22 protein-coding genes are annotated in these 17,696 nt (G+C 68.9%); 4 read left to right on the top strand and 18 right to left on the bottom strand.

Annotation, left to right across the window (positions count from 1 at the left end; translation table 11 throughout):
- Positions 1-121 precede the first annotated feature (121 nt).
- Positions 122-2,017 carry an ATP-dependent zinc metalloprotease FtsH gene (gene ftsH, locus ASD78_RS16135; protein ID WP_056103271.1) on the bottom strand — a complete coding sequence of 632 codons (1,896 nt, stop codon included), beginning with the start codon at positions 2,015-2,017 and terminating at the stop codon, positions 122-124.
- Positions 2,018-2,113: 96 nt separating this feature from the next.
- A complete protein-coding gene (rlmE, locus tag ASD78_RS16130) occupies positions 2,114-2,746 on the bottom strand; it encodes a 23S rRNA (uridine(2552)-2'-O)-methyltransferase RlmE (RefSeq protein ID WP_055901112.1) in 633 nt (210 codons plus the stop codon).
- A gap of 68 nt (positions 2,747-2,814) precedes the next feature.
- Between rlmE and yhbY the strand changes: the two genes are divergently transcribed.
- Genes yhbY through ASD78_RS16115 form a run of 3 tightly spaced genes read left to right on the top strand, consistent with a single transcriptional unit; the run spans position 2,815 to position 4,152 of the window.
- Positions 2,815-3,120: a ribosome assembly RNA-binding protein YhbY gene (gene yhbY, locus ASD78_RS16125; protein WP_055901116.1), complete on the top strand. Its 306-nt coding sequence runs from the start codon at positions 2,815-2,817 to the stop codon at positions 3,118-3,120.
- 58 nt (positions 3,121-3,178) lie between these two features.
- Complete coding sequence (locus ASD78_RS16120; RefSeq protein ID WP_055901119.1) at positions 3,179-3,553, top strand: Mth938-like domain-containing protein; 375 nt, start codon at positions 3,179-3,181, stop codon at positions 3,551-3,553.
- Positions 3,550-4,152: a D-Ala-D-Ala carboxypeptidase family metallohydrolase gene (locus ASD78_RS16115; protein WP_056103268.1), complete on the top strand. Its 603-nt coding sequence runs from the start codon at positions 3,550-3,552 to the stop codon at positions 4,150-4,152. The genes ASD78_RS16120 and ASD78_RS16115 overlap by 4 nt, the downstream gene beginning before the upstream one ends.
- A gap of 276 nt (positions 4,153-4,428) precedes the next feature.
- On the opposite strand, the gene ASD78_RS16110 is transcribed toward ASD78_RS16115, so the two are convergent.
- From ASD78_RS16110 to surE, 5 genes are all read right to left on the bottom strand, one after another.
- On the bottom strand, positions 4,429-4,698 hold the full coding sequence (locus ASD78_RS16110) for a DUF2798 domain-containing protein (RefSeq protein ID WP_056103266.1): 270 nt from the start codon (positions 4,696-4,698) through the stop codon (positions 4,429-4,431).
- Between the two features lie 155 nt (positions 4,699-4,853).
- Entirely contained in the window at positions 4,854-5,729 is an 876-nt protein-coding gene (locus ASD78_RS16105) for a peptidoglycan DD-metalloendopeptidase family protein (protein WP_235566521.1), read from the bottom strand.
- Positions 5,726-6,343, bottom strand: a complete 618-nt coding sequence (locus tag ASD78_RS16100; protein ID WP_056103263.1) for a YqaA family protein — start codon at positions 6,341-6,343, stop codon at positions 5,726-5,728. The genes ASD78_RS16105 and ASD78_RS16100 overlap by 4 nt, the downstream gene beginning before the upstream one ends.
- A gap of 25 nt (positions 6,344-6,368) precedes the next feature.
- On the bottom strand, positions 6,369-7,049 hold the full coding sequence (locus ASD78_RS16095) for a protein-L-isoaspartate(D-aspartate) O-methyltransferase (RefSeq protein ID WP_056103260.1): 681 nt from the start codon (positions 7,047-7,049) through the stop codon (positions 6,369-6,371).
- Positions 7,046-7,825 carry a 5'/3'-nucleotidase SurE gene (surE, locus tag ASD78_RS16090; RefSeq protein ID WP_055901134.1) on the bottom strand — a complete coding sequence of 260 codons (780 nt, stop codon included), beginning with the start codon at positions 7,823-7,825 and terminating at the stop codon, positions 7,046-7,048. Before surE ends, ASD78_RS16095 begins: the two co-directional genes overlap by 4 nt.
- Before the next feature lie 349 nt (positions 7,826-8,174).
- On the opposite strand from surE, the gene ASD78_RS16085 reads away from it, so the two are divergent.
- Positions 8,175-8,750 (top strand): Smr/MutS family protein, encoded by a 576-nt coding sequence (locus tag ASD78_RS16085; protein ID WP_056103258.1) that lies wholly within the window; start codon positions 8,175-8,177, stop codon positions 8,748-8,750.
- A gap of 6 nt (positions 8,751-8,756) precedes the next feature.
- Here the strand turns inward: ASD78_RS16085 and ASD78_RS16080 are convergent, their stop codons facing one another.
- The 11 genes from ASD78_RS16080 to ASD78_RS16030 form a co-directional block, all read right to left on the bottom strand.
- A complete protein-coding gene (locus tag ASD78_RS16080; RefSeq protein ID WP_055901139.1) occupies positions 8,757-8,984 on the bottom strand; it encodes a hypothetical protein in 228 nt (75 codons plus the stop codon).
- Between the two features lie 110 nt (positions 8,985-9,094).
- Positions 9,095-10,159, bottom strand: coding sequence for a tRNA pseudouridine(13) synthase TruD (gene truD / locus ASD78_RS16075; RefSeq protein WP_056103254.1), 1,065 nt, complete (start codon positions 10,157-10,159; stop codon positions 9,095-9,097).
- The gene (gene ispF, locus ASD78_RS16070; RefSeq protein WP_056103251.1) at positions 10,156-10,629 is read right to left on the bottom strand and encodes a 2-C-methyl-D-erythritol 2,4-cyclodiphosphate synthase; all 474 of its coding nucleotides are present in this window, start codon (positions 10,627-10,629) and stop codon (positions 10,156-10,158) included. The genes truD and ispF overlap by 4 nt, the downstream gene beginning before the upstream one ends.
- A 100-nt stretch (positions 10,630-10,729) precedes the next feature.
- Positions 10,730-11,419 carry a 2-C-methyl-D-erythritol 4-phosphate cytidylyltransferase gene (gene ispD / locus ASD78_RS16065; RefSeq protein WP_056103250.1) on the bottom strand — a complete coding sequence of 230 codons (690 nt, stop codon included), beginning with the start codon at positions 11,417-11,419 and terminating at the stop codon, positions 10,730-10,732.
- A 67-nt stretch (positions 11,420-11,486) separates the two neighbouring features.
- A complete protein-coding gene (gene ftsB / locus ASD78_RS16060; RefSeq protein WP_055901149.1) occupies positions 11,487-11,822 on the bottom strand; it encodes a cell division protein FtsB in 336 nt (111 codons plus the stop codon).
- A 20-nt stretch (positions 11,823-11,842) separates the two neighbouring features.
- Positions 11,843-13,129: a phosphopyruvate hydratase gene (eno, locus tag ASD78_RS16055; RefSeq protein WP_056103247.1), complete on the bottom strand. Its 1,287-nt coding sequence runs from the start codon at positions 13,127-13,129 to the stop codon at positions 11,843-11,845.
- Positions 13,130-13,196: 67 nt separating this feature from the next.
- A complete protein-coding gene (locus ASD78_RS16050) occupies positions 13,197-13,745 on the bottom strand; it encodes a hypothetical protein (RefSeq protein ID WP_056103244.1) in 549 nt (182 codons plus the stop codon).
- A complete protein-coding gene (kdsA, locus tag ASD78_RS16045) occupies positions 13,745-14,578 on the bottom strand; it encodes a 3-deoxy-8-phosphooctulonate synthase (RefSeq protein WP_055901157.1) in 834 nt (277 codons plus the stop codon). Before kdsA ends, ASD78_RS16050 begins: the two co-directional genes overlap by 1 nt.
- Before the next feature lie 40 nt (positions 14,579-14,618).
- Positions 14,619-16,277 carry a CTP synthase gene (locus ASD78_RS16040; protein ID WP_055901160.1) on the bottom strand — a complete coding sequence of 553 codons (1,659 nt, stop codon included), beginning with the start codon at positions 16,275-16,277 and terminating at the stop codon, positions 14,619-14,621.
- A gap of 243 nt (positions 16,278-16,520) precedes the next feature.
- On the bottom strand, positions 16,521-16,907 hold the full coding sequence (locus ASD78_RS16035) for a DUF488 family protein (protein ID WP_056103241.1): 387 nt from the start codon (positions 16,905-16,907) through the stop codon (positions 16,521-16,523).
- A 38-nt stretch (positions 16,908-16,945) separates the two neighbouring features.
- Positions 16,946-17,641 (bottom strand): phosphodiester glycosidase family protein, encoded by a 696-nt coding sequence (locus ASD78_RS16030; RefSeq protein WP_055901165.1) that lies wholly within the window; start codon positions 17,639-17,641, stop codon positions 16,946-16,948.
- Positions 17,642-17,696 lie beyond the last annotated feature (55 nt).

Genomic DNA, 17,696 nt, shown 5'->3' with positions numbered 1-17,696 from the left:
TGTCTGTGTCTGTGGGAGCGGCGTAAGCCGCGATGAACCCTCCCGCACGACGCAGCTAGCCCTCAAACGAAAAACGCCGGGACGAGCCCGGCGTTTTTTATATTCGCGAACCAGCAACCGATCAGGTCTGCGCCGCAGGCCCGCCGATAGCGCCCGGACGACCCTTGTCGTCCTTGCTGGTCTTGCCCGACTTGATCCAGTCGGCCGGCGGACCCGGCACGCGGCCTTCCATGATCTCGTCGATCTGGGTGGCGTCGATGGTCTCGTACTGCAGCAAGGCCTCGGCCATCATCTCCAGCTTGTCCATGTTGGCCTTCAGGATCTGCGTGGTGCGCGCGTAGGCGTTGTCGAGAATGTCGCGCACGACCTCGTCGATCTTGCGCGCGGTCTCGTCCGACACGTTTTTGTGCTGGGTGACCGAGCGGCCGAGGAACACTTCGTCCTCTTCCTCGCCGTAGGTGATCGGACCCAGTTCGGACAAGCCCCACTTGGTGACCATGTTGCGCGCCATCTTGGTCGCACGCTCGATGTCGTTGGACGCACCGGTGGTGACCATGTCGGCGCCGAACACCAGCTCCTCGGCCACGCGTCCGCCGTACAGCGAGCACAGCCGGCTTTCGATGTTGATCTTGTTGTAGCTGTAGCGGTCGCCTTCCGGCAGGTACATGGTCACGCCCAGCGCGCGGCCGCGCGGGATGATGGTGACCTTGTAGACCGGATCGTGATCGGGAACCAGGCGGCCGACGATGGCATGGCCGGCTTCGTGGTAAGCGGTGTTGCGCTTTTCCTCTTCGCTCATCGCCATGGAACGGTTTTCGGTGCCCATCATGATCTTGTCGCGGGCCTTGTCGAAGTGCTCCATGCGCACTTCCTTGCCGTTCTCGCGCGCGGCGAACAGCGCCGCCTCGTTGCACAGATTGGCCAGATCGGCGCCGCTGAAACCCGGGGTGCCGCGCGCGATGGTCATCGGCACGACGTCGTCGGCCAGCGGCAGCTTGCGCATGTGCACGCGCAGGATCTGCTCGCGGCCCTTGACGTCGGGCAGGCCGACCACGACCTGGCGGTCGAAACGGCCCGGACGCAGCAGCGCCGGATCGAGCACGTCGGGGCGGTTGGTCGCGGCGATCACGATCACGCCTTCGCCGCCTTCGAAACCGTCCATCTCGACCAGCAGCTGGTTGAGGGTCTGCTCGCGCTCGTCGTGACCGCCACCCAGGCCGGCGCCGCGATGGCGGCCGACCGCGTCGATTTCGTCGATGAAGATGATGCAGGGCGCGTGCTTCTTGGCCTGCTCGAACATGTCGCGCACGCGGCTGGCGCCGACGCCGACGAACATCTCGACGAAGTCGGAACCGGAAATCGAGAAGAACGGCACCTTGGCCTCGCCGGCGATGGCGCGGGCCAGCAGGGTCTTGCCGGTGCCGGGCGGGCCGACCATCAGCACGCCGCGCGGAATCTTGCCGCCGAGCTTCTGGAACTTGGTCGGATCGCGCAGGAACTCGACCAGCTCGCCGACTTCTTCCTTGGCTTCGTCGCAGCCGGCGACGTCGGCCAGGGTCACCTTGACCTGGTCCTCGCCCTGCAGCTTGGCGCGCGAACGGCCGAAGCTCATCGCCCCCTTGCTGCCGCCCTGCTGCATCTGGCGCATGAAATAGACCCAGATGCCGATGAACAGCAGCCAGGGCAGTACGTTGATGAGGATCATGAACAGGGACGGGCCGCTCTGCGGCGGCGCCTGCTCGATCGCGACCTTGTGGTTGATCAGGTCGTTGACCAGATCCTTGTCGGCCGGCGCGTAGGTGGTGAACTTGGTGCCGTCCTTGCGCTCGCCGTTGATCGTGGTGCGATCCTCGGAGATGTTGACCTGCTTGATCCGGTCGCTCTGGACCTGCTGCACGAACTGGTCGTACGCGAGGCCATCGGCACCGACCGCAGGCGGCCCGAACGCCCGGAACACCACCATCAGTACGACGGCGACGATCACCCAGAGCAACAGATTCTTGGCCAAATCGTTCATTCAGTTCCTGCCTGCTGCCCGTGGGGGGCATGGTTGCCGCTGGCGCGTCTTTGCGCCGAGAGAGCGTGACGCCGGGCCGGGCCCGGGTCTCGCACCTTACTTAATTTGCGCCCGCTTGCCCTGTGCCAGCGCATAGACTTCCGTCGAACGCTTGCGCGAGGCCGCGGGTTTGCGGATCGAGACCTTGGCGTAGCGACGGCGCAGCTCGCGCACGTAATCGTCGAAACCCACGCCCTGGAACAGCTTGATCAGGAACGCACCGTCCACGCGCAGATGGCGGTCGGCGAAATCCATCGCCAGCTCCGACAGGTGCATCGCTCGCGGCAGGTCCACCGCATCCACACCGCTCATATTGGGGGCCATGTCCGACAGCACAAGGTCCACCGCCTGTCCGCCCAGGCTGGCCTCCAGCTGCGATAGGACCGCATCCTCCCTGAAATCGCCATGAAGGAACTCGACCCCGGCCAGGCTGGGCATCTCGAGAATGTCCAGGGCGATGACCCGGCCCTTGGCGCCCAGGGCCTGGCGGACCCACTGCGACCAGCCGCCCGGGGCGGCGCCCAGGTCGACCACGACCATGCCCGGCTTGAGCAGGCGGTCGCGCTCGACCAGTTCCTCCAGCTTGTAGGCCGCACGCGAACGCAGCCCCTCCGCCTTGGCCTTCTTGACGAAGGGGTCGGAGAAGTGTTCCTTGAGCCAACGTTGGCTGCTCTTGCTGCGGGTTGCCATGGCGGCCGGAGGGCGGGGGGAAGGCCATGATACCCTGACGCCCCCTCCGTCCCCTGTTGCGTGCCCGAATGCCGACCCTCCTGACCTCCGCCCAGACTCGATTCCTGCGGGGCCAGGCGCACGACCTGAAGGCGATGCTGCAAGTCGGCGGCAAGGGCATCACCGAGGCCCTGGTGGCCGAGATCGACCTGGCCCTGGAACACCACGAGCTGATCAAGGTCAAGGTGGCCGCCGACGACCGCGAGGTCCGCGACGCCATGATCGGCGAGCTCGCCGAGCGCACCGGCGCCGCCCTGGTCCAGCGCATCGGCCATACCGCCGTGTTCTACCGCCAGAGCAAGGACAAGCGCCAGATCGTGCTGCCGCGGTCCTGAGACCCGGCCCCGGCCGCTCCTCCGACCGCCCCGTTCAGCCCATCCCGAGCCCGGCCCCATGCAGCTCACCCTGGAAAACCCGGACCACACCTATTACCTGCGCGGCGCCGACGGTCAGGCCGCGCTGGTCAATGAGCGGCGCCTGGAAACCAGCTTCGTGCTCGCCCCCGACCGCCTGATCGAGAATTGGGCGGTCGCCGACGTGCGCGAGCTCAGCGCGGACGACCTCGCCCCCCTGCTCGCCCTGGAGCCGGAGCTGATCGTGCTCGGCAGCGGCGAACGCCAGGTGTTTCCGCCCGCGGCCACCCAGGCCGCCTGCCTCGGCCGCGGCATCGGCCTGGAAGTGATGACCAACGCCGCCGCCGCGCGCACCTTCAACGTGCTCGCCGGCGAAGGCCGGCGCGTGGTCGCGGGGTTCGTGCTGGGCGCGTGAGCCCGCGCGCCGCGCCGCTGGTCCTGTTGGCGGCGGTCGCGATCGGCGCCTGCGCGCCGGCGCCGACCGCCCCAACCGCAGCCGAACGCTATGCACGCTGGCGCCTGTCCCACGCCTCGGCCACGGACGCTTATCTGACCTATCTGAGCAAACACGGCGTCGCCGACGTGCTGGCGCCGGAGCAATTGCTGCGCAGCGCACGGCGCTGGAAACCTTGCGCGGCCGAAGAGTACGCAGTCCCGCCGCAACCGCAATGGCCGGCGATGGTGCCGACGCTGCGCCTGGTGCGGGACCTGCGCGCCGCCGGTTTGCTGAACCGGGTGGGCGTAGGCTCTGGCTACCGCGACCGGAGCTTGAACCGCTGCGAGGGCGGCGCCGACGGCAGCAAGCACCTGAGCAACGCGGCGCTGGACTTCGACTTGCCCCCCGACGACGGCCTGCGCCGGCGCTTGTGCGACTACTGGCGAACGCATGGCGCCGCGCGACGCTTCGGATTGGGCTTCTACGACTCCGGCGCGATCCACGTCGACACCGCCGGCCATCGGACCTGGGGCTACGACTACACGCGCCGCAGTTCGTTGTGCACGACACACCGATAAGGTCCGCGACGTCCAGGACTCGCCATCGCGGCCTGTTGCGGGAGCGGCGTGAGCCGCGATTTCGGCGTCGCCGAACGGGCGCAATCGCTACTCGGCCAATCCCGCCGTGGCCTTGGGGTAGGAGCGGCGTAAGCCGCGACCCACGTCGCAAAGGTAGTTTCGCGATCGCGGCTGACGCCGCTCCTACCCCGAAGCCGATGCGGTTTCGCCCGGAGCGAACGCGTCGAGCGCCCAAATCGAGCCGAGCCGCGAAACGGCTTCGGCTCGAATGAATTGTCAGGCTGCCCGCACCAGCGCTGCGGTTGCCTTGCGCACGACAGGCAAGGCCAGCAGCAGCACCGGAAACGCGATGAGCCAGGATATGCCCCAGGCGCCCAACCACTTGGACATGAGTTGATCCGACATGCCCACACTCTTGATCGTGCTGATCAGCGACACGATGCAGGTCATGAAAAGGGACAGCAGCAAAGGCATGACCAACGAGCCGTAGCGCGCGGGAAGCTTGGGGATGCCGAAGAGAATGGTGGATTTGTCTGAAGCGTTCATGGGGATCTCCCTAATCCGGTCAAGCGGAGGCGCCTTTCGCCCCCGAAGGGAACGAACAGCAGCGTTGCTTGACGTGAACGCTTACGGTATTCGCGAGAACCGCGAAAACGGGTGGATCATAAGGAGCTTGCCGCGGACCGACAAGAGCGGCCCGACTATTTCTTCGGCAGATACAACAACGGATCGACCGGCTTGCCGTTGTAGCGGACCTCGAAATGCAGCATGTCGCGTGCGGCGCCGCTGCGGCCCATCTCGGCGATCTGCTGGCCCGACTTCACCAGCTGTCCTTCGTTGACCAGGCGATTGCGGTTGTGGCCGTAGGCCGACAGCCAGGCGTCGTTGTGCTTGATGATGATCAGTTCGCCGTAGCCGACCAGGCCCGAGCCCGAGTACACCACCACGCCGTCGCTGGCCGCGCGCACCGGCGCGCCGCTGCTGCCGGCGATGTCGATGCCCTGCTTGGTCGGCTCGCCGGAGACGTAGCGGCTGAGCAGTTGGCCATCGGCGGGCCAGCGCCAGGCGATGCCGCTGCTGACCGGCGCGACCGGGGCCGGCGGCGGACGCGAAGGCGCGGTAGCGACCGGCGGGCGCGGCGTGGTCGTGCCGGGGACGCTGGTCGGCGGCCGGCTCGGCAGCGGCCGCGCAGCCGGCGGTCGCGGGGCCGAGGCGTTGCCGCCGGACGGATACAGCTTCAGGCGCTGACCCGGATAGATGATGTACGGCGCGCTGATGCCGTTCCACGCCGCCAGGTCGCGCGCGTCGATGCCGTTGCGGAAGGCGATCCCGTACATGGTCTCGCCGCGCTGAACCACCGCGGTGGCGCCGTACTTGGGCGTCGACACCCGCACCGGCGCGCGGCCGCCGCGCGAAGGTTCGCGGATCACCGTGCTCGAACAGGCCGCCAGCGCGAGTGCTGCGGCGAACGCGAGCACGACACGGCCGCTCTTGGCCGTGCCGGGAATCGTGCCGGAATTGGTGCCGGAATTGGTGCCGAGGGGCGACAGTCCGTTGTTGATCATGCGCGCGTTCATGCTCCAGATTGGGCGTGCCACCACAGCCAGCCGATGCCGAGCACCAGCACCGCGGTCGCGATCCAGCCCAACGGCTCGATGTAACGACGCAGTGCGGCCTCGGCGCGCGGCCCGCCGATCCGGATCACCAGCGCCAGCAGGAACACCCGCTTGCCGCGACCGATCAGCATGCTCAGCACGTATTGCAGCATGGGAACGCCGACGATGCCCGACGCCCAGGTGAACACTTTCATCGGAATCGGCATGAAGCCGCCGATCACCAGGAAGGTGAACACCGCCCATGGCGACTCGGCCATCTTGGCCTGCACCGTGGCGATGCCCGCCTCGATATTGTCGAGCATGCCCAGGGCCGCGAACATCGGCTTGAGCGCCTCGAACGCGTAGTGGCCCAGCGCATAGCCGACCAGGGCGCCCGCCATCGAACAGAGCAGGCTCAAGGCGGCGAACCAGAACGCGCGCTTGGGCTGGGCCACGCACATCGGCGCCAGCATCACTTCCGGCATCACCGGGAAGATGATCGCCTCGACGAAACTCAGCCCGGCCAGATAGGCCGGGGCGCGGGGGTGGCCGGCCCAGGCCAGTGTGCGCTCGTAGAGCGGCCCGAAAATCTTCACGGAAAGTCCCTGTCGCGTGCGGCGTTCAATCGATCATGCCCGACAGCAGCGGCACGAACACCACCGGCGCGAGCGTGGTTTGGCTGACGTTGCCTTCGACGTCCTTGCGCAGCTGCAGCAGCGACTGCGACGACGAGCCGCCGACCGGCGCAATCAGCGTGCCGCCCGGCGCGAGCTGCGCGGTCAGCGCGTCGACCAGCGCCGGGGCCGCGGCGGTGACGATGATGGCGTCGAAGGGGCCGTTTTCGGGCCAGCCGATGCGGCCGTCGTCGTGCTTGCTGCGCACGTTCAAACCGAGCTGGCGGAAGCGCTTGCGCGCGGTGCGCAGCAATTCGCCGATGCGCTCGACGGTGTGCACTTCCAGGCCCAGCGCGGCCAGGATCGCGGCCTGGTAGCCCGAGCCGGTGCCGATCTCCAGCACCTTGCCCGGCACGCCGTCGGCCAGCAGGGCCTCGGTCATCTTGGCCACCACCCAGGGCTGGGAAATGGTCTGGCCGTGGCCGATCGGCAGCGCGGTGTCTTCGTAGGCGCGCGTGGCCAGGGCCTCGTCGACGAACAGATGGCGCGGCACGGTGCGGATCGCATTGAGCACGCGCTCGTCGGCGATGCCGTTGTCGCGCAGGCGCTCGACCAGGCGGTCGCGCACGCGCTGCGAGGTCATGCCGGTGCCGATCGCTTCGGGTTGCAGACGCATGCGCACGCTCATTCGCTCCGCTCCAGCTCGGCGGCGAGCCCGCCGACCCAGCTGGCGACCTGATCCAGGGCCTGATAACGGGTCAGGTCGACATGGATCGGGGTGATCGAAATGCAGCCGCGGCGCAGGGCGTGGAAATCGGTGCCGGGGCCGGCGTCCTGCTCCGGACCGGCGGCGCCGATCCACCACCACTGGCGGCCGCGCGGATCGCGCTGGGGGATGCAGGCCTCGGCGCGGTGGCGGTTGCCCAGGCGGGTGACCTCGAAGCCGGCGATCTCGGCCCAGGGCAGATCGGGCACGTTGACGTTGAGGATGGTATCGGCCGGCAGCGGGTCGGTGCGCAGGCGGGCGATGATCTCGACCGCGGCGCGCGCGGCGGTTTCGTAATGCTTGCCGTCGTGGTCCACCGTCTGCAGCGACATCGCCAGCGCCGGCAGGCCCAGGAAGCGGCCTTCCATCGCCGCGGCGACGGTGCCGGAATAGATCACGTCGTCGCCGAGGTTGGCGGTGTTGTTGATGCCGGACACGACCAGGTCGGGTTCGACCTCGAGCATGCCGGTGATCGCGACGTGGACGCAGTCGGTCGGGGTGCCGTGCACGCGCCAGGTCGAGGCGTCGAGCTGGTGCACGCGCACCGGCGCGTCCAGGGTCAGCGAGTTGCTCGCGCCGGAACGGTCGCGGTCGGGGGCGACCACCAGCACTTCATGGCCGGCCTCGCGCAGGGTCTGCGCCAGGACGCGGATGCCGGGGGCGTCGACGCCATCGTCGTTACTCACGAGAACTCGCATGGACTCCCTTGCGTTACCGCACAGCTTTCGAAACGGGGTTGGCACCGAGGTTCGTGGAACGAAGGTCCTTCGCAACCTCGGGAGCGCGCGCGAACGGCGCACGGGACCATGATAGCCGATGGGCGTTACCGGCTCCCGCGCTCGCGCGTGCGGGGCGCCGCAGCGGCCTCGATCCGGTCCTCTGCGGCCAGAATCGGAAAAATCGCCGGTTGACTTGGGGTAGGAGCGGCGTAAGCCGCGACCCATGCTGCAGCCGAAGCGTCGCAGGCGCGGCTTACGCCGCTCCTACCCGGATCGAAGGCGTCGTAGCGATATCTGGCTGCCACGACGCCCCTGCTAAAATTCGCCCATGCCCGACGACCGCGACGAAGACGAAGCCGAACTGTTCCGGTCCGCGGTCGGGCCGGTGCGGCGCCTGCCCGAGGCCGCGTTACCGCCGGCCGCGCCCAGGCCCAAGCCGCGTGCGCGCATGGCCGAGCGCGACGAAGCGCTGGCGCGCGAGGAGTTCCGGCATGCCCTGGACGCCAGCCTGAGCGGCAGCGGCGAGCTCGAATCCGGCGACGCCCTGTCCTACCGTCGCGACGAACTGCCGCCGCGGGTGTTCCAGCGCCTGCGCCGCGGCGAGATTTCGGCCCAGGAAGAACTGGACCTGCACGGCAGCGACGTGCGCGAGGCCGAGGCGCTGCTGCGCGCCTTCCTGCACGACGCGCGCGAGCACGGCCTGGGTTGCGTACGGGTGATCCACGGCAAGGGCCGCCGCGGCGCGGACTACGTCGACAGCCGGGGGCTGCCGGTGCTGAAGAATCTGGTCGACCGGCTGCTACGGCAGCGCGGCGACATACTGGCCTTCCACTCCGCGCCGCCCTCGCAGGGCGGCACCGGAGCGGTGCTGGTGCTGCTCGCGCCGCCGGTCAGGCGGCGCTGAGCAGGTTCAATCTTCGCTGTGCTTGGCGACCTGCTTGCGCGGCAAATTGACCCAAGTCACATCGATGCCGCGGCGACGCGCGATGCGCTCGACCTGCGCCATGTAGACCTCGTCGTTGTCCATGATCGACGGTGCCTTCTGCGGCGGCACGTAGGCGGTTTTGGTGCTGTGCCCGGCGCAGGCGGACAGGCCGAGTATGGACAGCGACAGAACGGCAACTCGTAAGGCGCTCATGATCCCGTCTCCAGATGCATGCCCGGCCCCATTGCCGAACATACCTCCGGCTTATACGCCCGCCCTCGAAGGCAACCAGTGCCGCCCGTTGCTTTCCGACGAACGGTCGATCAGGGCCGAACGAACGTTGCGATATCGCCCAGTTCCGCGAGTACGACCGTGGCATAAGCGCCCGCCAGCAGGACGAAATCCAGCTCCAGTGCGGTGCCTTCGGCGGCCTCGATCCAGCGCCAGCTCAGCCCCGCCGGACGCAGCCGCAGGGCGCGGCGTTCCTGGTTGAGACCGGCCTGCTCCAGGCCCGCGCGCAACGCGGCGGCGTCCTCGCCGTCCAGCGCGGCCTGCTCGATCGCGGCCGCGGCATCGCGGCTGCGCAACTCGCCGCGGCCCCAGAGCGGGCCGCTGGGGTGGATGTCGAACGCGGCCAGGCGCGCGGCCAGAGTGTCGTCGAACGGCTCCGGACCGAACACGCTGCGGCTGCCGTCGAGCATCCAGACCTCGCCGTCCAGCGGTCGGTCCCAGCAGTCCGCGTTCACGCGCGCGGCCAGGACCCGGTTGAACAGTTCCGAACGCGCCGCCGACAGCAACAGGCTGCGCTGTTCGCGCCGCACCCGGCGCCCGCCGAACATCGCCAGGGCGTTGGCGACGTTGTCGCCGTCGCGGCCGAAGCGTTGTTCGCCGAAATAATTGGGCACGCCGCGCGCGGCGAGCGCCTGCAGACGCGCCTCGATCGCCGCGCGATCGCCTTCCAGCTCGCGCAGCGTCAGCACGAAGCGGTTGCCGGCCAGCGCACCGCGCGGCAGCTTCTTGGCGTGCCAGGCGCTGTCCAGCACCCGCAGGCCCTCGCCCGATGCGGACTCTTGCTGCAAGGCCGCCAAATCCGGCGCCACGCGCTTGGGCAGGTGCACGCTGAAACGCTGGCGGGTGAGCGCATGGCGGTCCTTGAGACCGGCGTAGCCGATCGCCAGCTCGCCGACGCCGGCCCAAGCGGCGATCCGCTTGGCCGCGAAGGCCGTGTTCATGCCGCGCTTCTCGATCGTCAGCAGCAGATGCTCGCCGCTGCCGCTGGGCTCGAACCCGGGCAGTTCCTCGACCTGGAAATCCTCGGCCACGCTGCGGATGCGCGCGCGCAGCGCGGGCGCGCCGTGGGCGCGCGCCAGGCCAGGTTCTGCGCTCATGCCGGCACCAGCAGGCAGATCGCGGTCGCGGCGATGCCTTCGCCGCGTCCGCTGAAGCCCAGCTTTTCGGTGGTGGTGGCCTTGACGCTGACCGCGTCGACCGCGATGCCCAGGTCCGCCGCGATCGCCTCGCGCATGGCCTGCGCATGCGGGCCGACCTTGGGCCGTTCGCAGATCACAGTGACGTCGGCGTTGCCGACCCGGTAGCCGCGCTGCCCGATCAGTTCGTTGCAGTGACGCAGGAAGCGGCGGCTGTCGGCGCCGCGCCAACGCTCGTCGCTGGGCGGGAAGTGGCGACCGATGTCGCCCAGCGCCAGCGCGCCGAGCATGGCGTCGCACAGCGCATGCAGGACCACGTCGCCGTCGGAGTGGGCGAGCACGCCGCGATCGTGCGGCACGCGCACGCCGCCGAGCATGATGTGGTCGCCGTCGCCGAATGCGTGGACGTCGTAGCCTTGGCCGATTCTCATAACTGTTCCTGAATTGAATTCGTTCGCGCTTGCTGTGGTCGCGCGCGTTTGTACCCGCGCGGCGGGAGCGACCGCCACAGGCCGATGCCCGGCCCTGCCGTTAAGCCTTGCCCAGCAGATATTCCGCCAACGCCAGATCGGCCGGCGTCGTCACCTTGAGGTTGTCCTCGCGGCCTTCCACCAATCGCGGGTGCCGGCCGGCGTGTTCCATCGCCGCGGCCTCGTCGGTCGCGACCAGGCCGGCGGCCGCGGCGTCGCGCAGCGCGGCGGTCAGGGCGCCGCGCCGGAACGCCTGCGGGGTGAACGCGCGCCACAGGCCGTCGCGCGGTTCGGTGACCAGGATGCGGCGGTCGTCGGCGCGTTTGAGGGTGTCGCGCAGCGGCGCGCCGAGGATGGCGCCGTCGGGCTCGGCTTCGGCCGCCGCGATCAGGGCGTCGAGGTCTTCGCGGCGCAGGTTCGGCCGGGCAGCGTCGTGCACCAGCACCAGGGCCTCGTCGCCGACCGTGTCCGGCAGCGCGCGCAGGGCGGCGAGCACCGAATCGGCGCGTTCGCCGCCGCCGACGCAGCGCAGCACCGGCTTGCCCTGGCGTTCGCTCCAGCCCGGCCAGAGCGCATCGTCCGCGGCCAGCGCGACCATCGCGCCGGCCACGCGCGGATGCGCGAGCAAGGCGTCCAGCGCATGCGCGATCAGCGGCTTGCCGGCCGCGAGCAGGTATTGCTTGGGAGTCCCGCCGCCGAAACGGGTGCCGCGCCCCGCGGCGGGCATCACCGCCCAGACCGGTGCACTCATTGGCGCGCTCATCGGCGCGGCTCCGCGGCCGTACTGCGGCAAGCGGCGCGTAGGCACGACCCCGCGGTCACGGTTTGACGGCGTCCGCGTCGGCCGGTGCGGCCTGGGCGCTGCTCGGGCTTTCGGGTTCGACCACGCGGTAGAAGGTCTCGCCGGGCTTGATCATGCCCAGCTCGCTGCGTGCGCGTTCCTCGACCGCGGCCTCGCCGGACTTGAGGTCCTCGACTTCGGCCGCGAGCGCGGCGTTGCGTTGCCGCAGCCCGCCGTTGTCGCGGGTCTGCTGCTGCACCTGCTGTTGCAGCGCGGCCACCGAACGCGTGCCGCCCTGCCCCACCCACAGACGGTACTGCAGGAAGGCGAGCAGGCCCGCCAGGACCACCACCAGCACTCTCAGCCAGCGCATGCCCGCCCTCCCCGGTCCGCTCAGCGCTTCAAGGACACGAACGCGTCGCGGCCGGCGTAGCGGGCGGCGGCACCGAGCTGTTCTTCGATGCGCAGCAGCTGGTTGTACTTGGCGACGCGGTCGCTGCGGCACAGCGAGCCGGTCTTGATCTGGGTCGCGCTGGTGGCCACGGCGATGTCGGCGATGGTGGTGTCCTCGGTCTCGCCGGAGCGGTGCGAGACCACCGCGGCGTAACGCGCGGCGTCGGCCATGGCGATCGCTTCCAGGGTCTCGGTCAGGGTGCCGATCTGGTTGACCTTGATCAGGATGGCGTTGGCGACGTGCTGGTCGATGCCTTCCTTGAAGATCTTGGGATTGGTCACGAACAGATCGTCGCCGACCAGCTGGATCTTGCTGCCGATCTTCTCGGTGAGCAGTTTCCAGCCGGCCCAATCGTCCTCGGCCATGCCGTCTTCGATGGTCACGATCGGGTACTGCGCGGCCCAGTTGGCGAGGAAATCGACGAACTGCTCGCTGGTCAGGCGCTTGCCCTCGCCCACCAGGTGGTACTTGCCGTTGTCGTAGAACTCGGTGGACGCCACGTCCAGGCCCAGCAGGATGTCCTCGCCGGCCTTGTAGCCGGCCTTGCCGATCGCCTCGAGGATGGTCTCCAGGGCTTCTTCGTTGCTGCGCAGGTCGGGCGCGAATCCGCCCTCGTCGCCGACCGCGGTGCTCAGGCCGCGGCCCTTGAGCACGGACTTGAGCGCATGGAACACCTCGGCGCCGGCGCGCAGCGCCTCGGCGAAGTTGGGCACGCCCACCGGCAGGATCATGAATTCCTGCAGGTCGACGTTGTTATCGGCGTGGGCGCCGCCGTTGATGATGTTCATCATCGGCACCGGCAGCACCGGGGCACGGCCGTCAGCCAGGTACTGCCACAGCGGCAGCTTGCGCGAGGCGGCGACCGCGTGGGCGTTGGCCATCGACACGCCGAGCAGCGCGTTCGCGCCCAGGCGGCCCTTGTTCTCGGTGCCGTCCAGGTCGATCAGGCGCTGGTCCAGGCCGGCCTGGTCGGCGGCGTCGAAGCCGGTCAGGGCCTGGGCGACGGCGATGTTGACGTTCTCGACCGCCTTGCGCACGCCCTTGCCCAGATAGCGGGTCTTGTCGCCGTCGCGCAGTTCCACCGCCTCTTTGCTGCCGGTGGAGGCGCCCGAGGGCACCATCGCGCGGCCGAAGCTGCCGTCGGCCAGGGTGACCTCGGCCTCGAGCGTGGGGTTGCCGCGGCTGTCGAGGATTTCGCGGGCGTGGATCTTGGTGATCGTGGTCATGGGCGGTAGAGGGACCGGAGATTGAGGGGTATGGAATGAAATTCGCGGGGGCGGCGCAAGTTCGGGGTCAAAGCTCGGGCGGGACGCGCGCCATCGCGGTGCTCAGCTCGGGCGGGACCGCGCAGCGGCCTTCGCTGACGCCGGCGATCTCGCTGGCGACAATCGCCACGGCCTTGGCACGCAGTATGTTCTGTCGGATCGAGCCGCCGTCGCCGCTGCCGAACACGCCCAGGGCGACGATCAGCGACTGGGTCTGGCCGGCGCTGCCGGCGGGGTTGTCGCGTGCCGACAGCACGCTCAGATGGCCGGTGCCGAGCACGCTGGACGCGCTCACCACCAGGGCCGGATAGCGGCCGGCGGCGTGGATCTTCGCCGCCACCTTCGGGCCGCCGACTTCCTGCATGTAGGGGCCTACGCACTCGTACAGCTTGCCGGCGAGGTCGGCCAGCGACTGGTACAGGCTTTCGTCGGCGGTCGGCGCCTTGGCGGCCTCGGCGGGCGGCGCAGGAGGCGGCGGCGGAGCGGCCGGAGCGGACGCCGCGAACGCGAGCGCCAGCGTGGCGGCCGCGATCGCCGGGATCCGGACACTGCGACGCCTGCCGCCGCCGGGTCCCATCAGAACGAACTCTCGAGGAAACCGTTCTTCTTGGTGATGCGGTCCAGCTCGACCAGCGTCTCCAGCAGCGCGCGCATCTTGGGCAGCGGCACCGCGTTGGGGCCGTCGGACAAGGCCTCCTCGGGTCGCGGATGGGTCTCCATGAAGATGCCGGAAATACCCACCGCCATCGCCGCGCGCGCCAGCACCGGCACGAACTCGCGCTGGCCGCCGGACTTGCCGTCCATGCCGCCGGGCAGCTGCACCGAGTGGGTCGCGTCGAACACCACCGGGCAACCGGTGTCGCGCATGACCGACAGCGAGCGCATGTCGCTGACCAGGTTGTTGTAGCCGAAGCTGGCGCCGCGTTCGCAGGCCATGATCTGCTCGTTGCCGACGGCCTTGGCCTTGGCGGTGACGTGCTTCATCTCCCAGGGCGAGAGGAACTGGCCCTTCTTGATGTTGACCGGCTTGCCGGCGCGCGCCACGTTCTGGATGAAGTCGGTTTGGCGGCACAGGAAGGCCGGCGTCTGCAGCACATCGACCACCGAGGCGACCTCGGCCATCGGGGTGTATTCGTGCACGTCGGTCAGCACCGGCACGTTGAGCTGGCGCTTGACCTCGGACAGCACCTTCAAGCCTTCTTCCATGCCCGGGCCGCGGAAGCTCGTCGCCGAGGTGCGGTTGGCCTTGTCGAAGCTGGACTTGAAGATGAAGGGGATGCCGAGTTCGCCGGTGATCTCCTTGAGCTGGCCGGCGACGTCGAGCTGCAACTGCATCGATTCGATCACGCAGGGGCCGGCGATCAGGAAGAACGGCCGGTCCAGGCCGACTTCGAATCCGCACAAATTCATCGGGCTGCTCCGTTGAGGGTCGTGCCTACGAACGTCAGAGTCATGCGCTGGCTTCCTTGAGCAGGCGGCCGCCGGCCTTGGCCTCGCGCGCCGCGCGCACGAAACCGATGAACAGCGGGTGGCCGTCGCGCGGCGTCGACAGGAACTCCGGGTGCGCCTGGCAGGCCAGGAACCACGGGTGCTGCGACTTCGGCAGTTCGACCATTTCGACCAGCAGATCGTCCATCGACTTGGCCGCGATCACCAGGCCGGCGTCCTCGAGCTGGGTGCGGTAGCGGTTGTTGAACTCGTAACGGTGGCGGTGCCGCTCGCCGACCACGTCCTTGCCGTACAGCTCGCGCGCCAGGGTGCCGGGCTTGAGGCGCTGATCCTGCAGGCCCAGGCGCATGGTGCCGCCCAGGTCGCTGTCCTCGCTGCGGCGCTCGACTTCGCCGGTGGCGGTGCGCCACTCGGTGATCAGGCCGATCACCGGATGCGCGCTGGCCTTGTCGTTCTCGGTGCTGTTGGCGCCGTCCAGGCCGGCGACGTGGCGGGCGTAATCGACCACCGCCGCCTGCATGCCGTAGCAGATGCCGAAGTAGGGAACGCCGTTCTCGCGCGCGTACCTGGCGGTCGCGACCTTGCCCTCGAAACCGCGGTCGCCGAAGCCGCCGGGCACCAGGATGCCGTCGACGCCCTCCAGCGACGCCACGCCATCGCGTTCGATCTCGCTGGATTCCAGCCACTTCAGCTTGACCTTGGTGCGCTGGCGCAGGCCGCCGTGCTTGAGCGCCTCGGCCAGCGACTTGTAGGCGTCCTGGTGGTCGATGTACTTGCCGACCACCGCGATCGAGACCTCGTCGACCGGATGCTCGCTGGCGTCGACCACCTCGTGCCATTCGCGCAGGTCGGCCGGACCGGCGTCGATGCGCAGGCGGTCGAGCACGATCGCGTCCAGGCCCTGCTCGTGGAACCACTGCGGCAGCTTGTAGATGTTGTCCAGGTCGACCGCCGAAATCACGGCCTTTTCCGGCACGTTGGTGAACAGCGCGATCTTGCGGCGATCGCTGGCGGGCAGCGGCTGTTCGCTGCGGCACAGCAGCACGTCGGGCTGGATACCGATCGAGCGCAGTTCCTTGACCGAATGCTGGGTCGGTTTGGTCTTGAGCTCGCCGGCGGCGGCGATGAACGGCACCAGGGTCAGGTGCATGAACAGCGCGTACTCGGGGCCGCGCTCGGTGCGCAGCTGGCGGATCGCCTCCAGGAACGGCAGCGACTCGATGTCGCCGACCGTGCCGCCGACCTCGACCAGGGCCACGTCGAAGCCTTCGGTGGCCTCGACGATGCAGCGCTTGATCTCGTCGGTGATGTGCGGGATCACCTGCACGGTGCCGCCGAGGTAGTCGCCGCGGCGCTCCTTGCGGATCACGTTCTCGTAGATCCGGCCGGTGGTGATCGAGTTCTTGCGGCTGAGCCGGGTGCGCAGGTAGCGCTCGTAATGGCCCAGGTCCAGGTCGGTCTCGGCGCCGTCGTCGGTGACGTAGACCTCGCCGTGCTGGAACGGGCTCATCGTGCCCGGATCGACGTTGATGTAGGGGTCGAGCTTCATCATCGTCACGCGCTGGCCGCGTGCTTCGAGGATGGCCGCCAGCGAGGCTGCCGCAATGCCCTTGCCTAGCGAGGACACCACGCCGCCGGTGACGAAAATCAGGGGAGTCATGGTTTTACTGCCGCTGGAAAGCCGTAGTTTACCGGCAAGGCGGCCGGGCCGCGACTGCTTGACAGCGGTACGGACCGTCTCAACCGGGAGCAAAACCTGTCCTGACGGCCTTTCCAGCGACCTGGGCCCGGCCCGCCGGCCCAGCTTTGGGGTAGGAGCGGCGTAAGCCGCGACCACGAAACTCGGGCCGGCGGCGAGGGTCGCGGCTTACGCCGCTCCTACCCCACGGCCCTCCCGGGCCCGTCAGGCCAGCTTGGCGCCCTTGTCGGCCAGTAACTCGCGTAGCACCGAGCGGTGACAATGCGACTCGTCCTCGCAATAGCAGCCGACCGAGAAGTCGCTGTGCCGGGACAGGGTCGCCAGCAGTTGCAGGGCGTGGCTGGCGTCCGGCGCGGCCATCTCGACCTTGTACTTGCGCACGAACGCGTTCCATTGCGCCGGGGTCTGCGCGTCCTGGGCCTGTTTGACGATCTCGGCGCTGGGCGCGAGGGTCGGGAACCAGACGTCGTACCAATCCTGGCTGGCGAACTCGGCCTTGGGCACGCCGCGCGGCGGCCGCCGCACCGTGCCGATGCGGGTGCCCTCGCCCTTGGCGCGCGGGCTGCCCAGCCTGACGATGCGTACGGCCATGTGCCCTCCTCCGTGTCGCCCGACGGTTCGCCCGGCGACTACTCGACCACCCCGATGATAGGCCCGAGCCGCGACTTCGCATCGCGCCGGCCCAGGTCGGGGGCGTACAGACTGGAAATGGCGCCGTCCAGGTAGAGCGCGTTCGCGCAATGCAGGGTGTCGCGGAAGTACAGCGCCAACTCGTAGAACGTCACCGGCTCGTCGCTGATGACGAAGTACGCGGTATCGCCGTTCACCCCGACCGCGTTGCGGATGTGCCGCGAGGTCGAGGCGCGATCGAAACCGGGATGGATCGCCCCGTCGCGCAGCAGCAGCGGGCCGGACTGGGTCGCCAGGCGCACGTCGCGCGCCACGGTCGGATACTGCGTCGACTCGACGACTCGCGGACCGGCATCCGTCACCAGGAACACGCCGTTCGGCTTGAGATAGAAATTGCCCTTGCCGTCGGCCAGATTCAGCGGCGTCATCGCCTTGCCGTCGGCCACGAACAGTCCGACCGGCGAATAGTCCGGCTCGTACATGCCTGCGTTCATCGCGAACCGCAGCCGCATGCCCTGCGGCTTCAACCAGGCCTCGAGTTTCGCGAAACGATGGAAGGGCACGCCCTGCTCGTCGCCCAGGAACAAGCGCAAGTCCTGCGTACGCGTGTCTACGCGCACGACGGTAAAGCGCGGCTCGCGCGCCTGGGCGAGGCTGGAGAATGCGATCAACACGAGCAGGAGGCCTGTTTTCATGCCGTCCAATCCTAGCGCGGCACTGCCGCGCGTCGACGCCAGCGCGAGCGAAGCG

Source organism: Lysobacter sp. Root667 (assembly GCF_001427715.1).
Taxonomy (GTDB): Bacteria; Pseudomonadota; Gammaproteobacteria; order Xanthomonadales; family Xanthomonadaceae; genus Lysobacter.
Note: the sequence above shows the minus strand (reverse complement) of the source record. Positions and strands in the feature narration are given on the sequence as shown.

Excerpts from the sequence above, each read along its gene's own strand:
- ftsB (WP_055901149.1), bottom strand. The coding sequence starts at position 11,822 with ATGCGCTGGCTGAGAGTGCTGGTGGTGGTCCTGGCGGGCCTGCTCGCC.
- ftsH (WP_056103271.1), bottom strand. The coding sequence starts at position 2,017 with ATGAACGATTTGGCCAAGAATCTGTTGCTCTGGGTGATCGTCGCCGTC.
- ASD78_RS16105 (WP_235566521.1), bottom strand. The coding sequence starts at position 5,729 with ATGAACGCGCGCATGATCAACAACGGACTGTCGCCCCTCGGCACCAAT.
- kdsA (WP_055901157.1), bottom strand. The coding sequence starts at position 14,578 with ATGAATTTGTGCGGATTCGAAGTCGGCCTGGACCGGCCGTTCTTCCTG.
- ASD78_RS16040 (WP_055901160.1), bottom strand. The coding sequence starts at position 16,277 with ATGACTCCCCTGATTTTCGTCACCGGCGGCGTGGTGTCCTCGCTAGGC.
- ASD78_RS16035 (WP_056103241.1), bottom strand. The coding sequence starts at position 16,907 with ATGGCCGTACGCATCGTCAGGCTGGGCAGCCCGCGCGCCAAGGGCGAG.
- ispF (WP_056103251.1), bottom strand. The coding sequence starts at position 10,629 with ATGAGAATCGGCCAAGGCTACGACGTCCACGCATTCGGCGACGGCGAC.
- ASD78_RS16030 (WP_055901165.1), bottom strand. The coding sequence starts at position 17,641 with ATGAAAACAGGCCTCCTGCTCGTGTTGATCGCATTCTCCAGCCTCGCC.
- ASD78_RS16085 (WP_056103258.1), top strand. The coding sequence starts at position 8,175 with ATGCCCGACGACCGCGACGAAGACGAAGCCGAACTGTTCCGGTCCGCG.
- ASD78_RS16120 (WP_055901119.1), top strand. The coding sequence starts at position 3,179 with ATGCAGCTCACCCTGGAAAACCCGGACCACACCTATTACCTGCGCGGC.
- ispD (WP_056103250.1), bottom strand. The coding sequence starts at position 11,419 with ATGAGTGCACCGGTCTGGGCGGTGATGCCCGCCGCGGGGCGCGGCACC.
- rlmE (WP_055901112.1), bottom strand. The coding sequence starts at position 2,746 with ATGGCAACCCGCAGCAAGAGCAGCCAACGTTGGCTCAAGGAACACTTC.
- ASD78_RS16110 (WP_056103266.1), bottom strand. The coding sequence starts at position 4,698 with ATGAACGCTTCAGACAAATCCACCATTCTCTTCGGCATCCCCAAGCTT.
- truD (WP_056103254.1), bottom strand. The coding sequence starts at position 10,159 with ATGAGCGCAGAACCTGGCCTGGCGCGCGCCCACGGCGCGCCCGCGCTG.
- ASD78_RS16080 (WP_055901139.1), bottom strand. The coding sequence starts at position 8,984 with ATGAGCGCCTTACGAGTTGCCGTTCTGTCGCTGTCCATACTCGGCCTG.
- surE (WP_055901134.1), bottom strand. The coding sequence starts at position 7,825 with ATGCGAGTTCTCGTGAGTAACGACGATGGCGTCGACGCCCCCGGCATC.
- eno (WP_056103247.1), bottom strand. The coding sequence starts at position 13,129 with ATGACCACGATCACCAAGATCCACGCCCGCGAAATCCTCGACAGCCGC.
- ASD78_RS16095 (WP_056103260.1), bottom strand. The coding sequence starts at position 7,049 with ATGAGCGTGCGCATGCGTCTGCAACCCGAAGCGATCGGCACCGGCATG.
- ASD78_RS16050 (WP_056103244.1), bottom strand. The coding sequence starts at position 13,745 with ATGGGACCCGGCGGCGGCAGGCGTCGCAGTGTCCGGATCCCGGCGATC.
- yhbY (WP_055901116.1), top strand. The coding sequence starts at position 2,815 with ATGCCGACCCTCCTGACCTCCGCCCAGACTCGATTCCTGCGGGGCCAG.